Annotated in this window: 20 protein-coding genes; 11 read left to right on the top strand and 9 right to left on the bottom strand. The window is 71.1% G+C overall.

Features of this window, described 5'->3' with window-relative positions; all coding sequences use genetic code 11:
* Positions 1-21: 21 nt before the first annotated feature.
* The 4 genes from ACFVDM_RS37860 to ACFVDM_RS37845 form a co-directional block, all read right to left on the bottom strand.
* Positions 22-861 carry an SDR family NAD(P)-dependent oxidoreductase gene (locus ACFVDM_RS37860; protein ID WP_383651245.1) on the bottom strand — a complete coding sequence of 280 codons (840 nt, stop codon included), beginning with the start codon at positions 859-861 and terminating at the stop codon, positions 22-24.
* A 150-nt stretch (positions 862-1,011) separates the two neighbouring features.
* Positions 1,012-1,854, bottom strand: a complete 843-nt coding sequence (locus ACFVDM_RS37855) for an amidohydrolase family protein (RefSeq protein WP_383651244.1) — start codon at positions 1,852-1,854, stop codon at positions 1,012-1,014.
* Positions 1,851-3,038, bottom strand: a complete 1,188-nt coding sequence (locus tag ACFVDM_RS37850) for a mandelate racemase/muconate lactonizing enzyme family protein (RefSeq protein ID WP_383651243.1) — start codon at positions 3,036-3,038, stop codon at positions 1,851-1,853. Before ACFVDM_RS37850 ends, ACFVDM_RS37855 begins: the two co-directional genes overlap by 4 nt.
* On the bottom strand, positions 3,038-4,408 hold the full coding sequence (locus ACFVDM_RS37845; protein ID WP_383651242.1) for an aspartate aminotransferase family protein: 1,371 nt from the start codon (positions 4,406-4,408) through the stop codon (positions 3,038-3,040). Before ACFVDM_RS37845 ends, ACFVDM_RS37850 begins: the two co-directional genes overlap by 1 nt.
* A gap of 294 nt (positions 4,409-4,702) precedes the next feature.
* Between ACFVDM_RS37845 and ACFVDM_RS37840 the strand changes: the two genes are divergently transcribed.
* The 10 genes from ACFVDM_RS37840 to ACFVDM_RS37795 all read left to right on the top strand — a co-directional run bounded on the left by ACFVDM_RS37840 (position 4,703) and on the right by ACFVDM_RS37795 (position 16,497).
* A complete protein-coding gene (locus ACFVDM_RS37840) occupies positions 4,703-5,560 on the top strand; it encodes an IclR family transcriptional regulator (protein WP_383651241.1) in 858 nt (285 codons plus the stop codon).
* Between the two features lie 208 nt (positions 5,561-5,768).
* The gene (locus ACFVDM_RS37835) at positions 5,769-7,919 is read left to right on the top strand and encodes a peptidase C14 (protein WP_383651240.1); all 2,151 of its coding nucleotides are present in this window, start codon (positions 5,769-5,771) and stop codon (positions 7,917-7,919) included.
* A gap of 42 nt (positions 7,920-7,961) precedes the next feature.
* Positions 7,962-9,218, top strand: coding sequence for a Gfo/Idh/MocA family protein (locus tag ACFVDM_RS37830; protein ID WP_383651239.1), 1,257 nt, complete (start codon positions 7,962-7,964; stop codon positions 9,216-9,218).
* Positions 9,219-9,258: 40 nt separating this feature from the next.
* A complete protein-coding gene (locus ACFVDM_RS37825) occupies positions 9,259-10,521 on the top strand; it encodes an ABC transporter substrate-binding protein (RefSeq protein ID WP_383651238.1) in 1,263 nt (420 codons plus the stop codon).
* 95 nt (positions 10,522-10,616) lie between these two features.
* A complete protein-coding gene (locus ACFVDM_RS37820) occupies positions 10,617-11,522 on the top strand; it encodes a carbohydrate ABC transporter permease (protein WP_383651237.1) in 906 nt (301 codons plus the stop codon).
* A gap of 5 nt (positions 11,523-11,527) precedes the next feature.
* Positions 11,528-12,475: a carbohydrate ABC transporter permease gene (locus ACFVDM_RS37815; protein WP_383651236.1), complete on the top strand. Its 948-nt coding sequence runs from the start codon at positions 11,528-11,530 to the stop codon at positions 12,473-12,475.
* 6 nt (positions 12,476-12,481) lie between these two features.
* A complete protein-coding gene (locus ACFVDM_RS37810) occupies positions 12,482-13,510 on the top strand; it encodes an NAD-dependent epimerase/dehydratase family protein (RefSeq protein WP_383651235.1) in 1,029 nt (342 codons plus the stop codon).
* Between the two features lie 8 nt (positions 13,511-13,518).
* On the top strand, positions 13,519-14,574 hold the full coding sequence (locus ACFVDM_RS37805) for a dihydrodipicolinate synthase family protein (protein ID WP_383651234.1): 1,056 nt from the start codon (positions 13,519-13,521) through the stop codon (positions 14,572-14,574).
* Positions 14,558-15,586 carry a hydroxyacid dehydrogenase gene (locus ACFVDM_RS37800; RefSeq protein ID WP_383651233.1) on the top strand — a complete coding sequence of 343 codons (1,029 nt, stop codon included), beginning with the start codon at positions 14,558-14,560 and terminating at the stop codon, positions 15,584-15,586. Before ACFVDM_RS37805 ends, ACFVDM_RS37800 begins: the two co-directional genes overlap by 17 nt.
* Before the next feature lie 62 nt (positions 15,587-15,648).
* The gene (locus ACFVDM_RS37795; protein ID WP_383651232.1) at positions 15,649-16,497 is read left to right on the top strand and encodes a fumarylacetoacetate hydrolase family protein; all 849 of its coding nucleotides are present in this window, start codon (positions 15,649-15,651) and stop codon (positions 16,495-16,497) included.
* 15 nt (positions 16,498-16,512) lie between these two features.
* On the opposite strand, the gene ACFVDM_RS37790 is transcribed toward ACFVDM_RS37795, so the two are convergent.
* The 5 genes from ACFVDM_RS37790 to ACFVDM_RS37770 all read right to left on the bottom strand — a co-directional run bounded on the left by ACFVDM_RS37790 (position 16,513) and on the right by ACFVDM_RS37770 (position 22,913).
* Complete coding sequence (locus ACFVDM_RS37790; protein WP_383651231.1) at positions 16,513-18,213, bottom strand: flavin monoamine oxidase family protein; 1,701 nt, start codon at positions 18,211-18,213, stop codon at positions 16,513-16,515.
* Between the two features lie 45 nt (positions 18,214-18,258).
* Positions 18,259-19,056, bottom strand: a complete 798-nt coding sequence (locus ACFVDM_RS37785) for a carbon-nitrogen hydrolase family protein (protein WP_383651230.1) — start codon at positions 19,054-19,056, stop codon at positions 18,259-18,261.
* 152 nt (positions 19,057-19,208) lie between these two features.
* Entirely contained in the window at positions 19,209-19,664 is a 456-nt protein-coding gene (locus ACFVDM_RS37780; RefSeq protein WP_383651229.1) for an Lrp/AsnC family transcriptional regulator, read from the bottom strand.
* Positions 19,665-19,792: 128 nt separating this feature from the next.
* Positions 19,793-21,250, bottom strand: coding sequence for an aldehyde dehydrogenase family protein (locus tag ACFVDM_RS37775; protein ID WP_383651228.1), 1,458 nt, complete (start codon positions 21,248-21,250; stop codon positions 19,793-19,795).
* A gap of 196 nt (positions 21,251-21,446) precedes the next feature.
* Positions 21,447-22,913, bottom strand: a complete 1,467-nt coding sequence (locus ACFVDM_RS37770) for a GuaB1 family IMP dehydrogenase-related protein (protein WP_383651227.1) — start codon at positions 22,911-22,913, stop codon at positions 21,447-21,449.
* A 307-nt stretch (positions 22,914-23,220) separates the two neighbouring features.
* Between ACFVDM_RS37770 and ACFVDM_RS37765 the strand changes: the two genes are divergently transcribed.
* Positions 23,221-24,243, top strand: a complete 1,023-nt coding sequence (locus ACFVDM_RS37765; RefSeq protein WP_383651226.1) for a terpene cyclase — start codon at positions 23,221-23,223, stop codon at positions 24,241-24,243.
* Positions 24,244-24,284: the final 41 nt, after the last annotated feature.

The raw sequence follows: 24,284 nt of genomic DNA, 5'->3' as shown, positions 1-24,284 counted from the left end.
GTCCGCGCCGGTTCGGCCCGGTCAGAGCGTGCTGCGGTACGGGGGCATGAACCGCATCCGCGGCATCTGGTCGGCCAGCACTCCCCCGTCGACGACGATCCGCGCGCCCGTGAGGTACGCCCCGGCGTCCGAGGCGAGGAGCAGCAGCGCGCCGACGCATTCGTCGGGCCGGGCGTAGCGGCCGAGCGGGATGCGCTCGCGGTACGCGGACTCGAAGGCCTCCCGGTCGAAGGGGAACTCGCCGTCGATGGGTGTCTCGACCATGCCGGGGGCGAGGGTGTTGGCGGTGATGCCGTGCGGGGCGAGTTCGACGGCCAGGGTCTCGGTGAGGAGCTGGGCGGCGGCCTTGGAGGCGTTGTAGTGGGCCAGGCCCGCCTCGGCGACGAGGGCGTTCTTGGAGGTGATGGTGATGATGCGGCCGGGCACGGCGTCGGCCGCCATGTGTTCGGCGACGCGCCGGCTGAGGAAGAACACGGCGTCGACGTTGACCCGCATGATGTGGGACCAGCTCGCCGGGGTGATCTCGTTGAAGCGTTCGAGGGCGGCCGTGCCCGCGTTGTTGACGAGGATGTGCAGCGGTCCGGCCTCGGCGCGCAGGGTGTCGGCGAACGCGGCCAGCGCCTCGGTGTCCGCGAGGTCCTGTCCGTACACCCGGCAGCGGCGGCCGAGCGCCTCGACGGCGGCGGCGGTCTCGGTGATGCCGTCGGCGTCCGGCAGGTCGACGAGGACCAGATCGGCGCCCGCCTCGGCGAGTCCGGTGGCGAAGGACCGGCCGAGTCCGCGCGCGGCCCCAGTGACGACCGCGGTGCGCCCGGTCAGGTCGAAGCGGTCGGTGCCGCGGGGCGGGACGGCAGCGGTCATGGCGGGTTCCTTCGCACGGGGTGGAGGCGGGAGGTGGGCCGCCGCGCGGGAGCACAACAGATGGGGTGCGCGGCGGCCCGTCTGCGGACCGGCGCCGGTACCGGGGGGATGGCCCGGTCGCCGGCCCGCAGGCTCGGGGGATCCGTCCGGTCAGGTGAGACCGAGCAGATCGAGGGAGGGGCGGTGGATGATCTCCTCGACGGCGTCCGCGTCCAGCGGCGGCAGCCCGGGGATGCCGGGGATCCGGGCGATCTCCCGGATCCCCTTCACCGAGTCGTCGACGGTGGTGAACGGGTAGTCGCTGCCGAACAGCACCTTGTGGAAGACCCCGTAGTCCTGGACCAGCCGGAGGCTGTGCCAGAGCTGGAAGGGCCGGTAGTGCAGGGCGCTGAGGTCCGCGTAGACGTGCGGGTGCTTGCGGATGACCGCGATGCACTCGCCCTCGAAGGGGTGGCCGAGGTGGGCGAGGACCATGCGCAGTTCCGGGTGGCGGATGGCGACGGCGTCCAGGTGGCGGGGCATCGCCCACTCCAGCGGGGCGCTGGAGACGAAGGTGGTGCCGGTGTGCACCAGGAGCGGCAACCCGTGCCGTTCGGCGTACGCGTACAGCTCGTCGTACTCCTCGGCGGCCGGGTCGAAGCCGGCGTACATCGGCATCAGCTTGATGCCGCGCAGCCCCAGCTCCTGGTGGCCGTAGCGCAGTTCCTCCTGCCAGCCGGGCTGGGTGGGGTCGAGCGCCAGATAGCCGATGAGCCGGTCGGGGTGCTGTCCGACGTACGCGGCCACGGCGGCGTCGTCCACCCAGAGCCCGCTGCGGCGCGCCTTGCCGCCCACGACGATGGTGCGGGTGGAGTCGGGCGCGGTGGCGGCGTACTCCTCCCACTTCACCGACAGGTCGACCTCGCCGGCGTGGGCGCGGGCGGAGTCGGAGCTGAAGGGGTCGGTGAAGTCGTGGCTGTGCCGGAAGAGGTGGGAGTGGACGTCGACGATCATGTGCGGTTCCGCTTCTCCCAGCCGTCGGCGAACATGTTCCAGAAGCGGTGGCTGGGCGGGTGCTCCTCGAAGACCTCGTCGACGAGTTCGACACCGAGGCCGGGTGCGGTCGGCAGGCCGATCCGGCCGTCCTTCATCGGGAGGGTGCCCTTGAGGGCGTCGAAGACGAAGGGCTCCAGGAGTCCGTCGAAGGTCTCCAGGATCTTGAAGTTGGGGATGCCGAGCGCCGCGTGCACCGAGACGGTGGTGCAGAGCGGGGAGTTGGAGTTGTGCGGGGCCACGAGCATGCCGTGGGTGTCCGCGATCGCGGCGAGCTTCCTGACCTCGGTGAAGCCGCCGGCCATGGAGAGGTCGGGCTGGATGATGTCGACGGCGTTCGTGGCGAAGAGCTGCTTGTACTCGTAGCGGTTGTGGAAGTGCTCGCCGCCGGAGATCGGGAACGCGGCGCGCTGCCGCAGCTCCGCGTAGCGCTCGATGTGGGTCCAGGGCATCGGCTCCTCGAACCAGCCGATGTCGAACGGTTCCAGTTCCCGTACGAGCCGGGCGGCGGTGGGCATGGCGAACCGGGCGTGGCCCTCGATGAAGAGGTCGATGTCGGGGCCGATGGCCTCGCGGACGGCGGCCACCAGGTCGAGGGAGCGGCGCAGTTCGGCGCGTTCCAGTTCGTGGAGTCCGGGGCCGAAGGGGTCGAACTTGAGGGCGGTGTATCCCTTGGCGACGGTCTCCTTGGCCTTGGCGGCGAAGATCTCGGGCTCGCGTTCGCCGGTGTACCAGCCGTTGGCGTAGACGCGGACGTCGTCGCGGCAGGCGCCGCCGGTGAGCCGGTAGGCGGGGACGCCGAGCGCCTTGCCCATGAGGTCGTACATCGCCTGGTCGAGGCCGGAGAGGGCGACGCCGCCCATGTCGCCGCCGCGCAGGAAGTCGCCCTGGTAGACGCGGAGCCAGAGTTCCTCGACGTCGAAGGGGTCGGCGCCGATGAGGTGGCGCCGGGCGAGGGACTCGGTGAGGGCGCAGACCTCGCTCACCCGGTAGGGGTGGGTGATCTCGCCGATGCCGGTGAGGCCCTCGTCGGTGTGGACGCGGACGTAGCCGAAGTCGCGCCAGGAGGTGCCGAGCATCAGCGTCTCGACGCGGGTGATCCGGCCGGCGGGGCCGGCGGGGCGGGTGCGGTTGACGGTCAGCATCAGCGGGTCGCTCCGCCCATGGTGGAGGTGTTCTCCAGGTCGCGGGCGCCGCCCTCGGCGAGGACGGCCTTGACGGCGGCCTCGGTGCCTTCGAGGAGGCGGTCCACGTCGGCGTCGGTGTGCGCGTAGCTGATGTGGCTGCGCTTGAGGTTGAGCGGCAGTTCGAACAGGCCGTGTTCCAGGAGCCTGCGGCGGTAGCCGACGAAGAGCGAGGCGTCGTTGTTCAGCAGGTCCGCGTAGGTGCGGGGGGCCTCGCCCGGCATGAAGTAGGTGACGAAGACGGAGCCGTATCCGGTGACGACGGCGGGGACGCCGAGGCGCTCGTAGAGGGCGGTGAGCCCGGTGCGGACCCGGTCGCCGAGCCGGAAGACGTGGTCGTGGACCGGTTCCTCGCGGAGCTTGCGCAGGGTGGCGAGGGCGGCGGAGACGACGGAGGGGTGGCCGTTGTACGTACCGGCGAAGAAGGCGGGGGCGCCGGGGCGGGTGGAGAAGAGGTCCATCAGGTCGGCGCGGCCGCCGATCGCACCGACGGGGGCGCCGTTGGCTATGGCCTTGCCGAGGGTGGTGAGGTCGGGGGTGACGCCGGAGATCTTCTGCCAGCCGCCGAGGTCGTGGCGGAAGCCGGTGATGACCTCGTCGAAGATCAGGACGCTGCCGGCCTTGGTGGTCTCCTCGCGGAGCGTGGTGAGGAACTCCTGGTACGGCAGGAGCGCGCCGACGTTGTGCGGGACGGGTTCGACGATGACGGCGGCGATGTCGTGGCCGTGTTCGGCGAAGGTGCGGCGGACGGCCTCGCTGTCGTTGAACGGCAGGACGAGGGTGGCTTCCAGGACCTCGGGCAGGATGCCGGCCGAGATCGGGTCGTGGCCGCCGACCTTCTCGGGCGCGGAGATGACGTTGAGGCTGACCGCGTCGTGCCAGCCGTGGTAGCAGCCCTGGAACTTGACGACGAGGCGGCGGCCGGTGGCGGCGCGGGAGACGCGCAGCGCGTGGAAGGTGGCCTCGCTGCCGGTGCTGGTGAGGAGCACCTTCTCGATCGAGGGGATCAGCTCGGTGAGCTGTTCGGCGAGGAGGACCTCGCCCTCGGTGACGCCGACGCCGAGGTGGCCGAGGGTGGCACCGGCCTCGGCGGTGGCGCGGGCCACGTCGGGGTCGTTGTGGCCGAGCAGCGGCGGGCCGAACGCCGAGTGGAAGTCGGTGTACTCGCGTCCGTCGGCGGTACGGAACCGTGCGCCGTGGGTCCCGGTGACGACCAGGTCGGTCAGTCCGGGAACGCTCCGCTGGCCGCTGTTCACGCCGCCGGGCACGACCTGGCGGGCGCGTTCGGCGAGTCGGGCTCCGGATTCGTTGCCTACCGGGCCTGAACTCATATCGCTTGCTCCTTGCGTCGAGAGTCGTCGGTTGTCGCGGGCCCTGCCCGGCCCGTGAGTCCCTGGCGCCATCCGCCCGGCAGTCGCCGCAGGAAAGGGGTGATCCGTGGGGTACTCGGTGGTGCGTTGCGCTTTTCAGAACGCTGTTCTGTAGAGCAGAACAGTGCCTGGATATTACGTCCGGCCCCGGAGGGGGTCAACCCCCAGTTCCGTCCTGACGAACGGTGTGGATTCAAGGGCCCGTTCGGCCACGAGGCGCTTTCCCGGCCTCCGGAGGCACTAGGCTGTTCTGCTATGACGAACAGTGCTGCCCCAGAAGAGCCGAAGTACTGGGTCAAGAGCGTGGCCAGGGCAGCGGACATCCTCGAAGTCCTCGCCGCCCCCTCGCAGGGCAACGGCCTCAGCGTCACCGAGGTCGGCCAGGCCTGCTCCATCTCCAAGAGCGCGGCCTTCGGCATGCTCCAGACCCTGCGCGCCTACGGCCTCGTCTCCGACGACGGCGAGGGCATGAACCGCCGCTACCGGCTGGGCATGAGCCTGGCCCGGCTCGGCGACCGGGCCAGGGCCCAGGTGTCCCTGCGCGGGGTCGCCCATCCCGTGCTGCGCGAGCTGACCCGCGCCACCGGCATGGCCTCGCGCCTCGCCGTCCCCGAGGACGGTCACGCGGTCGTGGTCGACCAGGTCGAACTCGACCAGCGCGTCCGGCTCGATCTGCGGATGGGCCAGCGGGAGCTGCCGCACTGCACCGGACTGGGCAAGGCGCTGCTCTCGGCCGTGCCGCAGACCGAGGCGGCCTCGGTCGTCGAGCGGTTCGGGCTGCCCCGGCGCACCGCGCGGACCATCACCGACCCGGCCACGTTCCTGTCCCATCTGCGCGACATCGCCCGGGTCGGGTACGCGCTGGACGACGAGGAGGACGCCGAGGGGATCATCTGCATCGGCGCGCCGGTCTTCGACGACCGTTCGGTGTGCGCGGGGGCCGTCTCGATCACGGGGCTGAAGCTCGGACTGCCGGCCTGGCGCTACCAGGAACTGGGCGGTCAGGTGCGCGACGCGGCGCGCCGGATCAGCCTGCTGCTGGGCTGGGTCGAGGAGCCGGAGGACGAACCGGCCGGCGGCGAGACGCCGCATTCCGGCGGATTCGGGTCTTGACCGATCGGCTCAACCCCCCGTAGGTTCCCTGCCAACCGGGGTGACATTCCGCCGTCACCGGCGATTTACCCCGTCCGGTCCGCTTCCGGCGCCTGCCCATCGCGCCGTGAACATCCGAGGACCGATCCCTTTTCAGCCATCCGCCCTGTGGCAGTCCACCGCAGGAACGCTCCCTCCCTCGTCGCACTTCTCGGAAGGCGAAGTCCGCATGAGCGTTCCGCACCACTCCACGTCCGCTTCGTCCCGTCGTTCCGTGTTGCGGGCCTCGGGTCTGGCCGGTCTGGTCATGGCCGGTACGGCCGTGGCCACCGGGTCCGCGCAGGCCGCGCCCGCACCCACCGGTGACGTCCTGCACCTGGACACCGTCACCGCCCTGCGCGCCCTGAACACCCACCCCCTCAAGAACGGCACCCAGGTCCTCCTCGCCGGCTACCGCACCCCCGGCGACGGCGGCGGCATGCTCCTGCGCTGGAACACCACCTCCACCACCCCGCACAACGGCGGCACCGTCATCACCCCCGCCACCACCCCGAAGACTGGACGCTGGCACCAACTCCACAACGGAACCCTCGACTTCCGCACCTTCGGCCACTTCGACGCCGAAACCCCCGCCGACACCGCCCTCGACGCCATGGTCAACGACCCCCACGTCCACCGCATCGAAGGCCACACCGACCTCCTGTTCACCCGACGCCACCTCTTCGACCGCTCCCACATCGAACTCGACTTCGGCGGCCACACCCTCCACACCACCGGCATCGAGAAGAACACCCACGACAACCCCTTCGGCGCCGTCCTCTCCTTCCGCGGCACCGTCACCGACACCACCGTCGAACACACGCTGGGCGCGGCGATGCCGGACCTCTCGGACCTCTTCGAGGTCGGGGACTCCGCGAAGTTCGCGGTCGGCCAGTGGTGGGCCGTCGAGATCAATGCCCTGGCCGGGAAGTACGAGAAGGAGATCCAGCGCCTCGTCCAGGTCACCGATGTGGTGGACGGCTCGCACATCCGGGTCAACTACCAGATCGGCTGGGACCTGGCGGCGGGACGCACCCTGACCTGGACCCGGATCGAACCGGTGGACCGCGCCCATGTGCGCAACATGGTCTTCCAGGGCTGGGGCGAGGACGAGATGACCGGCTCGCACCCGGTCTCCTACGAGTACGCGGTGCGCTGCGACGTCTCGGGGATCGAGGCGATCGGCACCTTCTGGCCCGTGGTGATGCGCCGCTGGTGCACGTACTACCGCACCGAGCAGTGCTCGCTCACCAACCCGAAGTCCGTCACCTACGGCGGGGCCGGCTACCTCACCCAGCAGATCTACTGCCTGTACGGGCACGTGGAGGACTGCCACACCTCCAACGCCCGCCACCTCAACGACTTCACCGCCTCCGCCTACTGCTACGTCACCAACTGCCACGGCGACGGTGACGACGAGGGCCCGTTCGTCACGCACGGCCAGTTCGAGCACGACCTCGTCTACACCGGCAACTCCGGGCTGATGACCTTCGCCAACTCGGGGGCGGCCTGGGGCGGCCGGGCCAAGCGGATCACCGTACGGCGCCACGCCTGCTCGTGGTTCGTCGCCCGCGTCAAGATCACCGATCTGACGCTGGAGGACGTGCTGGTCGTCGGCAAGGAGTCGCTGGCCGGTTCCGGAATGCTCTGGGTCAACGCGGACGGCGTCCAGATGCGCGGCTGCACGGCCACCGGACCGCTGATCGTCTCGCGGGCCTCGGACCTGTCGGCCCGGCCCAATGTGATCGCCGACTCCTCGTTCGCGTTCGCGGCGGGCGCCGAGATCACCCAGGCCAATGTCACCGCCCCGCTGACCCTGAGGGGCAGCGTGCTCAAGGGCGTGGACGGCGCGGTGTTCAACGGGACCGGCCCTCTGGTGATCGACCAGTGCACGCTGACCGGTTCGAAGGACACCGCCCCGGTCTCCCTCGCCCACTCCGACATCACCGTGCTCGGCGGCGAGCTGCGCGACACCGGGCTCCGGCTGACCTCGGCGAAGGACCAGCGGCTGCGCGTCGACGGCACCCGGCTCTCGGGCACCAACAAGGAGGGCGCCCTGCTCTCCCGCACCGGCGCGGACCGCACCGTCGACTGGCGGCTCACCGGTCTCGACTCCGCCACCGACAAGGCCACCGCCCACATCCGGCTCACCGACGGCACCAACCGCTACCGGGCCACCGGCTCCACCTTCACCGGCGGCCGGCTCGAACTGCGCCCCGCGGCGTTCGGCTCGGGCGGCCATCTGCTGCACACCGGCTGCGTCGAGGACGGCACCGAGCGCACCTCCGTCCCGGACGAGGGCGACCGGATCGCCCACACCGCCGCCACCCTGCGGTTCTGACCGCTCAGCCCCCTCGCCCACCACCGACCACCAGGGATTCCCGTGACCACGCACACCCCGATCACCGGCCGGCCCGTCCGGATCGCGCTCGTCGGCGCCGGCAACCGCGGTCTGACGTACACCGAGTGGATCAAGGCGCACCCCGAGCGCGCCGAACTCGTCGCCGTCGCCGATCCGCGCCCCGCCGCGCGGGCCGCCGCCGGCGCTCCCCTGGAGTTCGACGACTGGCGGCCGCTGGTGGAGAACCGGATCGCGGACGCGGTGATCGTCGCCACCCAGGACCGCGACCACGTGGAGCCGGTGCTGGCCCTGGCGGAGGCCGGTTACGCGATCCTCGCCGAGAAGCCGCTCGCGCCGACCGAGGAGGAGACCCGCCGGATCGTCGAGGGGGTGGAGCGGGCCGGAGTCCTGTTCGCGGTGTGCCACGTCATGCGGTACACCCCGTACACCGACCTGGTGAAGGAGGTCGTGGACTCCGGGGTGCTCGGGCAGCTGGTCTCGCTCGACCATCTGGAGCCGGTCGGCTGGTGGCACTACGCGCACAGCTATGTGCGCGGCCCCTGGCGCAGCGAGAAGGACTCCTCCCCGATGCTGCTCGCCAAGTCCTGTCACGACCTGGACTGGATCACGTATGTGATGGGCGGCCGGATCGAGCAGGTCACCGGTTTCGGCGGGCTGAAGCACTTCCGGCCGGAGAATGCCCCGGCCGGGTCCGCCGAGCGGTGCCTGGACTGCGCGGTCGAGCCGGGCTGCCCGTACAGCGCGCAGAAGCTGTACCTCCCCACGATCCGGGAGAAGGGCGCGGTCTGGCCGGTCACCCATGTGACCGAGGCGACGGACGAGGCGGGGCTGATCGAGGCCCTGCGCGAGGGCCCGTACGGGGTCTGCGTGTACCGGAGCGACAACGACGTGGTCGACCACCAGGTCCTGGCCATGGAGCTGACGGACGGGGTGACCGCGACCTTCCAGATGGTCGCGTTCACCGAGCAGACCCACCGCCAGACACGGATCTTCGGCTCGCACGGCTGGCTCATCGGGGACGGCGAGCGCGTCACCGTGCAGGACTTCCGGACCGGCGGGACCACCGTCCACGAACTCGGCGCGTCCGGTTCGAACGCGGCCGACGGGCACGGCGGCGGGGACGCCGCGCTCGTCGAGGCGTTCGTCACCGCCCTCGCCACCGGCGACGCCGGGGCCGTGCGCTCCGGACCCGCCACCTCGCTCGGCAGCCATCTCGCGGCCTTCGCCGCCGAACGCGCCCGGCACACCGGCACCGTCCAGACGGTCCCGGCGCACTGACTTCCCCCTTCCCACCCTCATGTCCTCGGAGGACCCCCTCATGTCCCGTACGTCCCGCATCTCCCGCCGTTCCAGACTGCGCGCCCTCGCGGTGCCGGTCGTGGCCACCTCGCTCGCCGCCGGGGTGCTCGCCGGCTGCTCCAGCGACGGCGGCGACGGCAACACCGTCACCATGTGGACCTACCCGGTCATCTTCGACGAGGCCAAGAACAAGGCGTACTGGGACGGTCTGATCAAGGCGTTCGAGAAGGAGCACGCGGGCGTGAAGGTGAAGGTGGAGACCTTCCCGTGGGCCAACCGCGACACCGCGCTGGCCACCGCGATCGCCTCGGGCAAGGGCCCGGACGCGGTCTATCTGATCCCGGACCAGCTGCCGAAGTACGCCAAGAGCATCGTCCCGGCCGATGAGTACATGCCGGCCGACGCCAAGTCGGACTACACCGACTTCGCGCTGAAGTCCGTGACGGTCGGCGGCAAGGCGCTCGCCACCCCGATCCTGACCAGCGCCAACCCGCTGATCTGCGACAAGCGCGTGTTCGACGCGATCGGGGAGAAGACCTACCCGACGAGCTGGGCCGATCTGGAGGCGCTGGCGCCGAAGCTGAAGGACAAGGGCTACTACGCCACCAGCTACAGCGGCGACACCCAGCAGACGCTGAACATGACCTTCTACCCGCTGCTGTGGCAGGCGGGTGGCGACGTCTTCTCCGAGGACGGCAAGAACGTCACCTTCAACGACGCGGCCGGCGTCAAGGCGCTGACGTACCTGAAGAAGCTGGTCGACGGCGGGTTCACCGACAAGGACCTGGTGACCACCACGCCCAAGCTGGAGCAGACCCCGACCGCCAAGGGCAAGGTCGCCTGCACCTGGCAGAACACCCCGGCGGACGTCGAACCGTTCTGGGGCAAGGAGAACATCGTCGTCCAGCCGCCGCTGAAGGAGACCGCCTCGGTCGGCTACGGCACCGTGGGCGCGCTGTCGATGTTGAAGGGCGCCGACAAGAAGAACACCGGCGACTGGCTGAACTTCGTGGCCGAGTCGAAGAACGCGGCCGGACTCCAGAAGGCCGCGGGCTACTTCCCGGCCCGCACCTCCGGCGGCGACCTCTACCCGGACGACGCGCTCCAGAAGTCCGTCGGCGCGACCCTGCCGAGCATGACCGTGGGCCCGCTCCAGGACAAGGCGCGTGAGGTCCAGGGCGTGCTCGCCCCGGAGATCCAGGCGGCACTGCTCGGCAAGAAGAGCCCCCAGGACGCGCTGGACGCGGCGCAGAAGGCCGCGCAGGCGATGCTCGGCCGCTGACCCGACGCCGCGGGGCCGGTTCTCCGGTCCCGCGGCCCCACGGGGGGTGACTCCCCCGACCCCCCGCAATTCCCCCGTACCGCAAGGAGATCCCCGTGGCAGTCGTCGCGGAACCCACCCGCCGGGGCCGTCGCAGCGGGCCGCAGGCGCGCCGCGAGGCCCGGATCGGCCTGCTCTTCGTCCTCCCCTGCTTCCTGCTGTTCCTCGCCTTCCGGTTCGGTCCGGGCGTCGCCGGTGTGCTGATGAGCTTCACCGACTACTCGCTGACCGGCGGCGGCAGCTTCATCGGGCTGGACAACTTCACCCGCCTCTGGGACGACCCGCTGTTCTGGCAGGCACTGAAGGTCACGGTCCTCTACACCGTGCTGGCCGTGCCGGGCACCCTGATCGCCTCGGTCTCGCTGGCGCTGATCACCCGGCGCGCCTTCCGCGGCGCCAAGTTCTTCCGCTCGGTGTTCTTCCTGCCGGTCGTCACCTCGCTGGTACTGGCCGCCACGGTCTTCGTGTGGATCTTCTCGACCGGTGGTCCCTGGTCCACCGTGATGGGGTGGATCGGCCTGTCGGAGTCCTCCTGGCTCTCCGACGACGTGCTGGTGCTGCCGGCGCTCGCGCTCGTCGGGATCTGGTCGCGCTTCGGCTACGGGATGCTCATCCTGCTCGCCCGGATGCAGGACATCCCACGCGAACTGGAGGAGGCCGCGCTCACCGACGGGGCCGGTCCCTGGCAGCGGTTCCGTTACATCGTGCTGCCGCAGCTCAAGCCCGCCCTGTTCTTCCTCGCGGTGATCGAGACGACGGCCTCGTTCCAGGTCTTCGACGCCGTGTACACGATGACCGGCGGCGGCCCCGCCAACGCCAGCTACACGCTCGTCTTCCAGCTCTACGACGCGGGCTTCAAGTACTTCGACCTGGGCTACGCCTCCGCCATCGGCGTCGCGCTCTTCGCGCTGACCGTGGTGGTCGCGGTGATCCAGCGGCTCGTGATCGGGAAGGACCAGTGACCACCATGACGACAGCACCCGCCGAGACGAAGGCCCCGCCCGCCGCTGTGGCCCCTGCGCCCCCGGACCGCGCCGCGCGCCGCGCCGAGCGCCGGCTGCGCAAGCTCTCCGAGCAGGACACCGTCCCGCACGGCATGCGCCCCACCCGGGCCGGCCGGATCGGCCGCGCCGTCCTGCTGACGGTGGCCGCGCTGGTCACGGTCTTCCCGTTCTACGCGATGGTCGTGCTCTCGCTGAAGCCGTCCGCGGCGGTCGACTTCCCCGGCAGCCTGCTGCCGTGGCCGCTGACCGGCGAGGCGTACGACACCGTCATGGGCGCCCAGGACGTGCCGCGCTGGCTGTTCAACACGCTGATCTACTCGGTCGTCTCGGTCGTGGGCGTGCTGCTGCTGGCCTCACTGGCCGGATACGCCTTCGCCAAGAAGCGCTTCCCGGGCCGGGAGACGATGTTCTGGTCGTTCCTGTCGATGGTGATGGTCCCGTACCACGTCACGATGATCCCGACCTTCGCGATGATCGCGAAGCTCGGCGGCGTGGACACCTACTGGGGCCTGATCGTGCCGACCCTGGCCAACGCCCAGGCGGTGTTCCTGATGCGGCAGTTCATCCAGGGTCTGCCGGACGAACTGTTCGAGGCGGCCCGGCTCGACGGCTGCAACGAGTGGCAGATCTTCTACCGGATCGTGCTGCCGCTGCTGAAGCCGATCCTCGCCACGCTCGGCGTCTTCGTCTTCCTGTGGCACTGGAACGACTTCCTGTGGCCGCTGGTCATCGGCCAGTCCACCGACATGCGCACCCTGACCGTCGGCATCGCCTCGCTCCAGCAGCAGAACGTGCCGCTCAATGTGGTGCTCTCCGGCTCCGTCATCGCGTTCGTGCCCATCTTCGCCGCGTACATGGTGGGCCAGCGCTACTTCACCGAGGGCGTCACCGCGTCCGGAATCAAGGGATAGCCACACATGTTCACCGATGAGGCCGCGCTCGAAGAGCGGCTCGCCACCCCCTCCCCCGCACTGATCGCCGATCTCGGCCGGTTGGAGGGCGATCTGCTCGTGCTCGGCGCGGGCGGCAAGATGGGCCCCAGCCTGTGCCGGCTGGCCCGCCGGGCACTGGACGCCGCGGGCCGCACGGACCTGGCCGTCCACGCCGTCTCCCGCTGGTCGGACCGGGCGGCGGCCGAGGAACTGGAGGCCGCCGGGGTCCGTACCGTCGCCTTCGACCTGATGGACCCGGCCGCCGATCTGGCCGCCCTGCCGGACGCCGGGAACGTCGTCTTCATGGTCGGCGCCAAGTTCGGCTCCGCCGGGGCCCCTTCGCACGCCTGGGCGGTCAACGCCGCCATGCCGGACCGGGTCGCCCGGCGCTGGTCCGGGGCGCGGATCGCCGCCTTCTCCACCGGCAACGTCTACCCGCTGGTGCCCGTCTCCTCCGGCGGCTGCACCGAGAGCGACCCGGTCGGCCCGGTCGGCGAGTACGCCATGTCCTGCCTCGGCCGGGAGCGGATCTTCGACCACGCCGCCCTGACCCGGTCCACCAAGGTCGCCAACATCCGCCTCAACTACGCGGTGGACCTGCGCTACGGCGTCCTCGCCGACATCGCCCACCGGGTCATGAACGGCGAACCGGTCGATGTGACGACCGGTCACGCCAACGTGGTCTGGCAGGGGTACGCCAACGAGGTCGCCCTGCGCGTCCTGCTGCACGCCACCGAGGGCGAGGCGTTCACCCTCAACCTCACCGGCCCCGAGACCGCCTCGGTACGCCGCCTCGCCGGATGGTTCGGCGAGGAGTTCGGCGCGGAGCCGGTCCTGGCCGGCGAGGAGGCGCCCACCGCGCTGCTCTCCGACGCGAGCCGCTGCCACGCCCTCTTCGGCTACCCGGACGTCCCGCTGCGCACCCTCGTCTCCTGGCAGGCGGACTGGCTGCGCCGGGGACTGCCGCTGTCCGGCAAGCCCACCAAGTTCCAGGTCCGCGACGGAAGGTTCTGATCCACCCCATGTCCACCCCCACCCCGCTGTCCACCCCCGCGCTGGAACTGCTCGCCGACGGCGTGGCCATCCCGGCGCATCCGCTCGCCCTGCACGAGGACGGCACGTTCGACGAGCGCCGCCAGCGCGCGCTCACCCGCTACTACCTGGCCTCGGGCGCGGGCGGCGCGGCCGTCGCCGTGCACACCACCCAGTTCGAGATCCGCGAACGCGAGGTCGGGCTGCTGCGCCCGGTGCTGGAACTGGCCGCCGAGACGATCGACGCCGAGGCCGGCCGGCCCTTCGTGAAGGTCGCCGGCGCCTGCGGCTACACCGCGCAGGCCGTCGCCGAGGCGGAGACCGCCGCCGCGCTCGGCTACGACGCGGTGCTGCTGAGCCCCGCCGTCCCCGGAGCGGACGAGAAGGGCCTGCTGGAGCGGGCCCGCGCGGTCGGCGAGGTCCTTCCGGTGATCGGCTTCTACCTCCAGGAGGCCGTGGGCGGCCGCTACCTGTCGCCCGCGTTCTGGTCGGCGTTCACCGATCTGCCGAACACCGTCGCGGTGAAGATCGCCCCCTTCGACCGCTACCGCACCGCCGACGTCGTGCGCGCGGTGGCCGCCGCGGACCGGGCCGACGAGGTCGCCCTGTACACCGGCAACGACGACGACATCATCGGCGATCTGCTGACCCCGTACGAGACGGCGGCCGGCACCCCGCGCTGGTTCGCCGGCGGGCTGCTCGGCCAGTGGGCGGTGTGGACGCGCTCCGCGGCACAACTGCTGGAGGACGTGCGGCGGGCCCGCGCCGGGGACCACGAGGCCATGGTCCGCTGTCTGGCGCGCCGCCCCGAGCTGACCGACGCCAACAGCGCGGTCTTCGATGTGCGCGGCGCCTTCCGCGGCTGCATCGCCGGGGTCCACGAGGTGCTGCGCCGCCAGGGCCTGCTCTCCACCATCCGCTGCCTGGACCCGGCCGAGACGCTCTCCCCGGGCCAGGCCGAGGAGATCTCCCGGGTCAGCGCCGCCTACCCCTGGCTGACCGATGACGCCTTCGTCGCGGAGCACCTCGATGACTGGCTCTCCTGAGACGGCGGCCGGGGACCGGCCCCGGGTCGTCGTCGCCGTGCCGCCGGGGCTGCGCGGGCAGTTCTTCACCGACGCGGTGTGGCGGGAACTGGAACGGGCCGCGCACCTCGTCGTCGTCGACGACCACCGGGACCGGGCGGCCGTCGCGGCGGCGCTGCCCGGCGCGCGGGCGCTGATCACCGCCTGGGGGGCGCCGAAGGTGGACACCGCCCTGCTGGACGCCGCGGACCGGCTGGAGCTGGTCGCGCACACCGGTTCGGCGGTCGCCCCCTATGTGACCGAGGACGTGTTCCGGCGCGGGGTGCGGGTCACCCAGGCCGGGGACGAGATGGCCCGGCCGGTCGCCGAGGTGGCGCTCGCGTTCACCCTCGCGCTGCTCCACCGCGTCCACCGCTTCGACCACGCGCTGCGCTCCGGGGTGGACTGGACCGCGGCGAGCGAGGCCCCGCCGCGCCACGAGATCCACGGCAGCGCGATCGGGGTGATCGGCGCCTCGCGGACCGGGCGCGCCTACATCGCGCTGGCACGGGCGATGGGGGCGCGGGTGAGCGTCACCGATCCGTTCCTGTCGGAGGCGGACGCCCGGGAGCTGGGGGTGGAGTCCGTCTCCCTGGAGACGCTGCTGTCGCGCAGCAGGATCGTGGCCGTGCACGCCCCGGTCACCGAGGAGACCCACCGGATGCTCGGGGCGCGGCAGCTGGCCCTGATGCCGGACGGGGCGGGGCTGGTGAACACGGCCCGGTCCTGGCTGGTCGACGAGGACGCGCTGCTGGCGGAGCTGTCCTCGGGGCGGCTCGACGCGGCGATCGACGTGTTCGACGCCGAGCCGCTGCCGGTGGTCCATCCCTTCCGCGCCCTGCCGAACGTGCTGCTGACCCCGCACCAGGCGGCGGGCAGCGTGGAGTGCCGGCAGCGGCTCGGCACCAGCGCGGTGAACGAGGTGCTGCGGCTGCTGGCCGGCCGGCCCCCGGTGCACGCCGTCACCGCCGACGCCCTGGCCCGCCTGCACTGACCCCCTTCTCCTCGTCCCCGTAACCGTCAGGTCATCCCCGTACCGTCAGGAGATCCACCCCCATGCGTCTGATGCGCATCGGCGAGCCGGGCCACGAGCGCCCCGTCGCCGTCTGTCCCGAAGGCCGTCACTACGATCTGTCGGGCGTCACCGACGACATCGACGGCGCCTTCCTCGCGGCCCTGGCCGACAACCCGCACCTGATCCCGGCCGAGCCGAAGCTCCCGGAGACCGACATCACCGGCCGGCGCGTCGGCGCCCCGGTGGCCCGGCCCTCCGCGCTGCTGTGCATCGGCCAGAACTACGCGGCCCACGCCGCGGAGTCCGGTGCCGAGCCGCCCGAGCAGCCGATCCTCTTCTACAAGTCGCCCAACACGGTGGTCGGCCCGTACGACGACGTGCTGATCCCGCGCGGTTCGAAGAAGACGGACTGGGAGGTGGAGCTGGCCGTGGTGATCGGGCGCCGGGCCTCCTATCTGGACTCCCCCGCCGACGCCGCCGCCCACATCGCGGGCTACGCGGTGAGCAACGACGTCTCCGAGCGCGCCTTCCAGCTGGAGGAGTCGGGCGGTCAGTGGTCGAAGGGCAAGAGCTGCGCGACCTTCAACCCGCTGGGCCCGGTGCTGGTGACGGCCGACGAGGTGGGCGACCCGCAGGCGCTGCGGCTGCGGAGCTTCGTCAACGGTGAGGCACGGCAGGACTCCTCCACCGCGGACATGATCTTCAGCGTGGCGCATCTGGTGCACCATCTGTCGCAGTACCTGGTGCTGGAGCCGGGGGATGTCATCAACACCGGGACGCCGCAGGGTGTGGCGCTGTCCGGGCGGTTCCCGTATCTGGCGGCCGGCGATGTGATGGAGATCGAGATCGCGGGGCTGGGCCGGCAGCGCAGCGTCTGCCGGCCCGCGTAGCGGGCGGCCCGGGGTTCAGTCCTCCGGGAGTTCGACCGGGGCGATCTCGTCGAAGACGTCGCCGGGGCCGGGGTTGGTCGTGTCGGTCGCGCCGCCGAACCGGGTCATCACGCCCCAGACGGCGTTCAGCGCGGTCTGGACGGCCCCCTCGGCCCAGCCGGCCGTCCAGGAGATGTCGTCGCCGGCCAGGAAGAGGCCTCGCTTGTCGGCGGGCAGCCGGTCCTGCATGAAGTGGGTGAACAGCCGTCGCTGGTAGCGGTAGTGGCCGGGCAGATTGGCCTTGAACGCGCCCATGAACCAGGGCTCGTTCTCCCAGGAGACGGTGACCGGGTTGCCGGTGATGTGGCCCCGGATGTCGACGTTCGGGTAGATCTCGCCGAGCGACTTCAGCATGACGTCCATGCGCTCGGCCGCCGAGAGCGGCAGCCACTTCAGGCTGTCGTCGCACCAGGTGTAGGAGAGGCAGATGGTGGCCGGGCGGTCCGGGCCGTCGTCCAGGAGATAGGTGCCCCGGGTCATCCGGTCGGTCAGCGTCATCGACATGGTGTCGCGGCCGGTGGTCTCGTCCTTGTCCAGCCAGAACGGGCGGTCGACGGGGACGAAGAGCTTGGACGACTCCATGTAGTGGGTGCGTTCCATCGCCGTCCAGTGGTCGATGGGGAAGAGCGCGTCGTCGCAGTCGATCTTGGAGAGCAGCAGCCAGGACTGCCCGGTGAAGACGACGGCGCGGTAGGTGCGGATGTCGCCGGAGGCGTCGGTGACGGTGATCCGGTTGCCGGCCGTGCGGTGCAGCCGGGTGACGGCGCCGCGCGGGGCGCCGCCGTGCAGCGAGGCCAGCGAGGTGCCGAGCGGCCAGTGGACGATCTTGCGCGGTTCGCGTTCCCAGAGGCGCTGCGGGAGCTGCTGGCTGCCGCCGACGATGGAGCGGTGGTGGTCGTCGGCCTCGGTGTAGACGACGCGCAGGATCTCCAGGATGGAGTTGGGGAAGTCGGTGTCCCAGCCGCCGGTGCCGAAGCCGACCTGGCCGAAGATCTCGCGGTGCCGGAACGACGTGAAGGCGTCGGAGTCGCAGAGGAAGCCGTAGAAGGTCTGGTTGTCGAGCTTCTCGACCAGCCGGGCCCAGATCTCCCGGATCCGGGGGACGTCGCGCTCGCGCATCGCCCGGTTCATGTCGGAGAAGTCGGCGCCCTCCTCCAGGCAGCGGTTCCAGGCGTCCATCACATCGCGGTAGACCTGCGGGAGTTCGTCGATGGTGCGGGCGTAGTGCGATGCGCCCTTGAGGTCGACGACGGTGGAGGGGGTGGCCGGGGAGAGCGGGTTGGGGAACGGCTTCGTCTCCAGGCCGACCAGGTCGATGTAGTGCTGGAGCGCGGTCGAGGAGGGCGGGAAGCGCATGGCGCCCATCTCGGCGGTGAGGGGTTCGCCGTCGGTGGCGCAGCCGTCGAACTCGACGGTGCGCAGCCGTCCGCCGATGCGGTCGGCCTCGTAGACGACGGGCCGCAGTCCCATCTTCATCAGTTCGTAGGCGGTGACGAGGCCGGAGAGCCCGCCGCCGATGACGGCCACCTCGCTGCCGTGCTCGGTCGCCGGTATCTGCCCGAGTCCCGCCGGGTGCGCGAGGTAGTCGTCATACGCGTACGGGAAGTCCGGGCCGAACATCGTGATCGGCGGGGCCGCTTCCTCGGTGTGCTGGACGGCGGGGGGCACTGCGGTCATGGGGTACGGGCTCCTGGCGGGTGAGGGGAAGGGGCGGGGGCGGGCTCAGACGAGGGAGCCGTAGAGGCCGGGCCGGCGGTCGCGGAGGTAGGGGTTCGCTGCCCGGGAGGCGGCCAGCAGCGCGGGGTCGACGTCGCCGACGAGGAGTTCGGTGCCGTGTCCGGCGCGGGCGAGGACGGTGCCGTCGGGTCCGGCCAGGCAGCTGAGTCCGGTGAACTCGAAGGGGCCCTCGGTGCCGGTCCGGTTGGCGTACGCGAGGTGGAGCTGGTTCTCGAAGGCGCGGACCGGGACGAGCGATTCGGCGACGAACGCGTAGGGGTGCATCAGCGCGGTGGGAACCAGCAGCAGATCGGTGCCGGCCAGCGCGTGCGCCCGTACGTTCTCCGGGAACTCGACGTCGTAGCAGATCAGCAGGCCGACCCGGACGCCGTCCACCTCGCCCTGGACGACGGGCCGGTCGCCGGGGGTGAACCAGCGTTCCTCGAACGCGCCGTAGAGGTGGGTCTTGCGGTAGTGGGCGAGCGGGGTGCCCGCGGCGGAGACGAGCTGGACCGCGTTGTACAGGGTGCCGCCCTCGCGCTCCGGGTATCCGTAGGCGACGGCGAGCCCGTGGCGCGCGGCGATCGCGGCGACGGCCCGTGCGGAGGGCCCGTCGGCGGTCTCGGCCAGCCGGGGCACGTCGTCGCCGATGGCGTAGCCGGTGAGGTACAGCTCGGGACAGACGAGGAGCCGGGCGCCCGCGGCGGCGGCGCGCCCCGCGGCACGGTCCAGGGCGTCCAGATTGCGGGCGACCGAGCCCGGGAATCCGGAGTCCTGGAGCAGGGCGGTACGCAACGACGGCATGGCTGACCTCGGGGAACGCGGGCGGGGCGGGGAGACGTATCGACGGTACGTTCCGTGATTCACCCCGGACAAGGCGCGAGTGTTGCGCACCGACCGTCGATCCGTTGCGCGTGAGCGCGCGGATGCGGTGATTCGTTGCGCGGAGCCCGGTGCTATCCGGGCGAGCCCGAGGAGTAGCGCCGCAGCAGCGGCGAGAGCACCAGTACGGACTTGGTCCGCTCGACGTACGGCTCGCCGGCGATCCGCTCCAGCACCTGCTCGAAGTGGCGCATGTCCGCGGCGAAGACCTGGACCAGGGCGTCGGCGTCGCCGGTCACGGTGGAGGCCGAGGCGACCTCGGGGTAGCGGGCGAGACCCTGCTTGATCGACTCCGGGGAGGTGTTGCGGCGGCAGTAGATCTCGATGTACCCCTCGGTCTCCCAGCCGAGCGCGGCGGGGTCGACCCGTACGGTGAAGCCGGTGATGGCCCCTTCGGCGCGGAGCCGGTCCACCCGGCGTTTCACGGCGGGGGCGGAGAGTCCGATGAGCGCGCCGATGTCGGCGTAGGAGCGGCGGGCGTCCTCCGCGAGGGCGTGGACGATGCGTTCGTCGAGGTCGTTCAGTCGCACGTCGTACGGGTCACTTCTCTGCGCTGGCCCCGGTCGGGGCGGGTCGTGGTGGCCGGCCGGGCGGTGTCGCCCTCGGAAGTAGACCACGGCCCGCCCCTCGGGGCGCGCTCACCGCGGGGGGTGCGGGGTCAGAACGGGAACTGCGAGCGCCCGTGCTGCACGGAGATCCACTTCTGGGTGGTGAAGGCCTCCAGCATCGAGTCGCCGTTGAGCCGTCCCAGCCCGGAGTTCTTCTCGCCGCCGAAGGGGACGACGGGCTCGTCGTGGACCGTGCCGTCGTTGATGTGGATCATGCCGGTGCGGATGCGCTGCCCGAGGCGGACGCCGCGCTCGACACTGCCGCTGTGCACGGCGCCGCTGAGGCCGTACGGGGTGTCGTTGGCGATCCGGACGGCCTCGTCGTCGCCGTCGAAGGGCACCAGCAGGGCGACCGGGCCGAAGATCTCCTGGGAGAGGACCGGGGAGCCGTCGGGGAGGCCGGTGAGGACGGAGGGGCTGACGAGGTTGCCGTCGGCCCGGCCGTGCAGCAGGGCGGTCGCTCCGTCGGCGACGGTGCGGTCGACGAGCGCGGATATCGCCTCGGCCTGGGTGGAGTTGATCAGCGGGCCTATCTGGGTGGCGGGGTCGGCCGGGTCGCCGACGCGCAGGGAGGCGACCTTGGCGACGAACTTCTCGGTGAACTCCCGCTCCACCGCCCGGTCGACGAGGATGCGGTTGGCGGCCATGCAGACCTGCCCCTGGTGCACGTACCGGCTGAAGACCGCCGCGTCGACGGCGTAGTCCACGTCGGCGTCGTCGAGGACGATCAGCGCGCTGTTGCCGCCGAGTTCGAGCACCGCGCGCTTGAGGTTCGCCGCGCAGACCGTGGCGACGTGGCGGCCGACCTTGTCGGATCCGGTGAAGGAGATGACCTGCGGGACGGGGTGTTCCAGCAGCGCGTCGCCGATCTCGGCGATGTCGGTGACGACGACGTTGAGCAGTCCGGCGGGGAGCCCGGCGTCCTCGAAGACCTTGGCCACCAGGGTGCCGCCGCAGACGGGCGTGTTCTGGTGGGGCTTGAGGACGACGGCGTTGCCCAGGGCGAGGGCGGGCGCCACGGACTTCAGGGAGAGCAGGAAGGGGAAGTTGAAGGGGCTGATGACGCCGACGACCCCGGCCGGGAGGCGGTAGACGCGGTTCTCCTTGCCCGGGGTCGGGGAGGGCAGGATCTGCCCGGTGGAGCGGAGCGCGAGGACCCCGGCCTCGCGCAGGAACTCCTTGGCCAGGTGCAGTTCGAAGGCGGCCTTCAGCCGGGTGCCGCCCAGCTCCGCGACGATCGCGTCCGCGATGGCGTCCTCGCGCTCCTCGACGATGCGCAGCGCCTTCTCCAGTACGGCCCGGCGGGCGTAGGGGTTGGTGTCCGCCCACGCCTGCTGGGCGCTCTCGGCGGCGCGGTACGCCTGGTCCACCTCGTCGGCCGTGGCGACGGTGATGGAGGCGAGCTTCTCCCCGTCGTACGGGTTGAAGTCGACGATGTCCCAGGACCCCTTGCCCGGCCTCCACTCTCCGTCGATGTACTGATGGGCCAGTTCGGTGAAGAAGGACATGGGATCCCTTACCGGAGAGGGGCGGACAGCTGAATCGGATTCATATTACTTATCTTCCAACGGAGTTGGTACGGCTCCGATGGGCCTCGTCCGACGCCTGCCGCCACGTCCCCGGGGATCGCCGCGGGGTACGCACGGCAACGCCCCTTCCGGCACGAACGGCCGGAAGGGGCGAGGTGGTTGTGCGCGTGCGGGATCAGCTCCAGCTGGCGTGCAGCGGCTTGCCCTCCGCGTAACCGGCGGCGCTCTGCACCCCGACGACGGCCTTCTCGGCGAACTCGGCGAGGGAGGCCGCACCGGCGTAGGTGCAGGAGGAGCGGACGCCCGCGATGATCGAGTCGATCAGGTCCTCGACGCCGGGGCGGGCCGGGTCCAGGAACATCCGCGAGGTGGAGATGCCCTCCTCGAAGAGCGCCTTGCGGGCCCGGTCGTACGCCGACTCGTCGGAGGTGCGGTTCTTCACGGCGCGCGCGGACGCCATGCCGAAGGACTCCTTGTAGAAGCGTCCGTCGGCGGACTGCTGAAGGTCTCCGGGCGACTCGTAGGTGCCCGCGAACCAGGAGCCGATCATCACGTTGGACGCGCCCGCGGCGAGCGCCATGGCGACGTCGCGGGGGTGGCGCACACCGCCGTCGGCCCAGACGTGCTTGCCGTACTTCTTCGCCTCGGCCGCACACTCCAGGACGGCGGAGAACTGCGGACGGCCCACGCCGGTCATCATGCGGGTGGTGCACATGGCGCCGGGGCCGACCCCGACCTTGATGATGTCCGCGCCGGCCTCGACGAGGTCGCGGACCCCTTCGGCGGCGACGATGTTGCCCGCCACGATCGGCACCCGCGGGTCGAGGGCGCGCACGGCGCGCACGGCGCTGATCATCGACTCCTGGTGGCCGTGCGCGGTGTCGACGACGAGGGTGTCGGCCCCGGCGTCGAGCAGCTGCTTGGCCTTGCCCGCGACATCGCCGTTGATCCCGACGGCGGCGGCGATCCGCAGCTTGCCCGCCCCGTCGGTGGCCGGGGTGTAGAGGGTGGCGCGCAGCGCGGCCTTGCGGGTGAGGATGCCGACGAGCCTGCCGTCGGCGTCGACGGCGGGGGCGAGCTTGCGGTTGGCGCCGTCGAGCCGGTTGAACGCGTCGCGCGGGTCGATGTCCGCGTCCAGCAGCAGCAGGTCCTTGGACATGACCTCGGTCAGCTGGGTGAAGCGGTCGACGCCGGTCAGGTCGTGGTCGGTGACCACGCCGACGGGCCGCCCGTCGGCGTCCACGACGACACCGGCGCCGTGGGCGCGCTTGGGCAGCAGCGACAGGGCGTCGGCGACGGTCTGGCCGGGGGCCAGCACGATCGGGGTGTCGAGCACCAGGTGGCGGGTCTTGACCCAGCCGATGACGTCGGTCACGACCTCGATCGGGATGTCCTGCGGGATGACGACGAGGCCGCCGCGGCGGGCGACGGTCTCGGCCATCCGGCGGCCCGCGATGGCGGTCATGTTCGCCACGACGAGGGGGATGGTGGTGCCGGTGCCGTCGGGCGAGGCCAGGTCGACGCCCTGGCGCGATCCGACCGACGACCTGCCCGGAACCATGAAGACGTCGTCGTACGTGAGGTCGTACGGGACGGAAGGGGACTCTGTGTAACGACCGGTGCCGGGCTCAAGAAAACGCATAAGGCTCATTTTTTCATACGAAACGGCGCAGGTCGCTTCCACGAAGACACAGCAAATGACTCCCTCGCTCGTATGTTCCTCCAAGGGAGGATCTCGGGAGTCCCGGGCAAGTGGAACCTGCCTTGCCCGCAGACCCTACCCGACAGGCGTGCGAATCATTCGTGATCATCCCCCCTGGACCTGGTGACTGGGGGTCAGGTAGCTTCAAACGCGCAGGTCCCGCGGGTCTCCCCAACGCCCCGGATCAACAGGCGGCGCGGCCCCAACTCGCGCCGCACACACGACCGGAGAGGATCACGTGCCGCCCGTGGACAGCCAACTTCCGGACATCTACTGCCCGTTCGTCCCGCAGACCAATCCGCACGTGCCGCAGGTGCGGGAACATCTGGACCGCTGGACGCGCAAGACCGGTCTGGTGCACCGGGAATCGGCCAGGGAGCGCTTCGAGCAGGCGGACTTCGGGGCCTTCGTCGGCATGGTCTACCCGACGGCGGACAGCGAGAAGCTGGATCTGGTGGCGGACTGGTTCGTCTGGCTGTTCCTGGTCGACGACCAGCTCGACGACGGCCATCTCGGCCGCAGCCCCGACCGGGTGCGCGACGTGGTCGCGCTGATGCAGAACGTCGTCGAGGGCCGCCGCGCCGGCGTCCTGGAGAACGAGGAACTGCCCGCCGCGGTGGTCGCCCTCATCGACCTGTGGGAACGCACCACTCCCACCGCGGCCGTCCACTGGCGCCGGCGGTTCGCCTGGCATCTGATCACCTACCTCACGACGGCCACCACCTGGGAGGCCGGGAACCGCGCCGCCGGCGTCGTCCCCGCGGAGGCCGTCTACATCGAGAAGCGCCGCCACACCGGGGCGATACACGTCTGCATGGACCTCATAGAGATCGTGGAGGGCATCGAGGCCCCCCAGTCGATCCACAACGACCCGCGCTTCATCACCGCGCTGGAAGCCTCGTGCAACGTGGTGTGCTGGGCGAACGACGTGTACTCGTACGAGAAGGAGCAGGTGCTCGGCGAGATCCACAACCTCGTGCACCTGGTCCGCCATCACCGCGGCCACGGCAAGCAGGAGGCGCTGGAGCACGTCTGCGCGGAGATCGCCACCGAGACCGAGCGCTTCCTCCACGCGGAGGCGGAGCTGCTGGCCGCCCATCCGGAGCTGGCCCCGATGCTGCGGCCGTATCTCGACGGAATGCGGAGCTGGATGCGCGGGAACCTCGACTGGTCCCGGCAGACGCCCCGCTACAACCCGGACGACGTCGCCCAGTACGAGCGGCCCGAGCAGTATCTGGAGTCGACGGTCCTGGGCGTCGAGAAGCACTGAGCGCAGACGAGGGAGGGGCGGGCGGCCACCGGCCGCCCGCC

It is taken from the genome of Streptomyces sp. NPDC057682, assembly GCF_042799575.1.
GTDB lineage: Bacteria > Actinomycetota > Actinomycetes > Streptomycetales > Streptomycetaceae > Streptomyces.
The sequence above is the reverse complement of the archived record's forward strand: the minus strand, read 5'-3'. Positions and strand labels throughout refer to the sequence as shown.

Coding starts and splice junctions, on each gene's coding strand:
- ACFVDM_RS37850 (WP_383651243.1), bottom strand. CDS start 3,038: ATGCTGACCGTCAACCGCACCCGCCCCGCCGGCCCCGCCGGCCGGATC.
- ACFVDM_RS37835 (WP_383651240.1), top strand. CDS start 5,769: ATGAGCGTTCCGCACCACTCCACGTCCGCTTCGTCCCGTCGTTCCGTG.
- ACFVDM_RS37770 (WP_383651227.1), bottom strand. CDS start 22,913: ATGCGTTTTCTTGAGCCCGGCACCGGTCGTTACACAGAGTCCCCTTCC.
- ACFVDM_RS37810 (WP_383651235.1), top strand. CDS start 12,482: ATGTTCACCGATGAGGCCGCGCTCGAAGAGCGGCTCGCCACCCCCTCC.
- ACFVDM_RS37800 (WP_383651233.1), top strand. CDS start 14,558: ATGACTGGCTCTCCTGAGACGGCGGCCGGGGACCGGCCCCGGGTCGTC.
- ACFVDM_RS37815 (WP_383651236.1), top strand. CDS start 11,528: ATGACGACAGCACCCGCCGAGACGAAGGCCCCGCCCGCCGCTGTGGCC.
- ACFVDM_RS37840 (WP_383651241.1), top strand. CDS start 4,703: ATGACGAACAGTGCTGCCCCAGAAGAGCCGAAGTACTGGGTCAAGAGC.
- ACFVDM_RS37855 (WP_383651244.1), bottom strand. CDS start 1,854: ATGATCGTCGACGTCCACTCCCACCTCTTCCGGCACAGCCACGACTTC.
- ACFVDM_RS37795 (WP_383651232.1), top strand. CDS start 15,649: ATGCGTCTGATGCGCATCGGCGAGCCGGGCCACGAGCGCCCCGTCGCC.
- ACFVDM_RS37825 (WP_383651238.1), top strand. CDS start 9,259: ATGTCCCGTACGTCCCGCATCTCCCGCCGTTCCAGACTGCGCGCCCTC.
- ACFVDM_RS37775 (WP_383651228.1), bottom strand. CDS start 21,250: ATGTCCTTCTTCACCGAACTGGCCCATCAGTACATCGACGGAGAGTGG.
- ACFVDM_RS37805 (WP_383651234.1), top strand. CDS start 13,519: ATGTCCACCCCCACCCCGCTGTCCACCCCCGCGCTGGAACTGCTCGCC.
- ACFVDM_RS37860 (WP_383651245.1), bottom strand. CDS start 861: ATGACCGCTGCCGTCCCGCCCCGCGGCACCGACCGCTTCGACCTGACC.
- ACFVDM_RS37785 (WP_383651230.1), bottom strand. CDS start 19,056: ATGCCGTCGTTGCGTACCGCCCTGCTCCAGGACTCCGGATTCCCGGGC.
- ACFVDM_RS37845 (WP_383651242.1), bottom strand. CDS start 4,408: ATGAGTTCAGGCCCGGTAGGCAACGAATCCGGAGCCCGACTCGCCGAA.
- ACFVDM_RS37790 (WP_383651231.1), bottom strand. CDS start 18,213: ATGACCGCAGTGCCCCCCGCCGTCCAGCACACCGAGGAAGCGGCCCCG.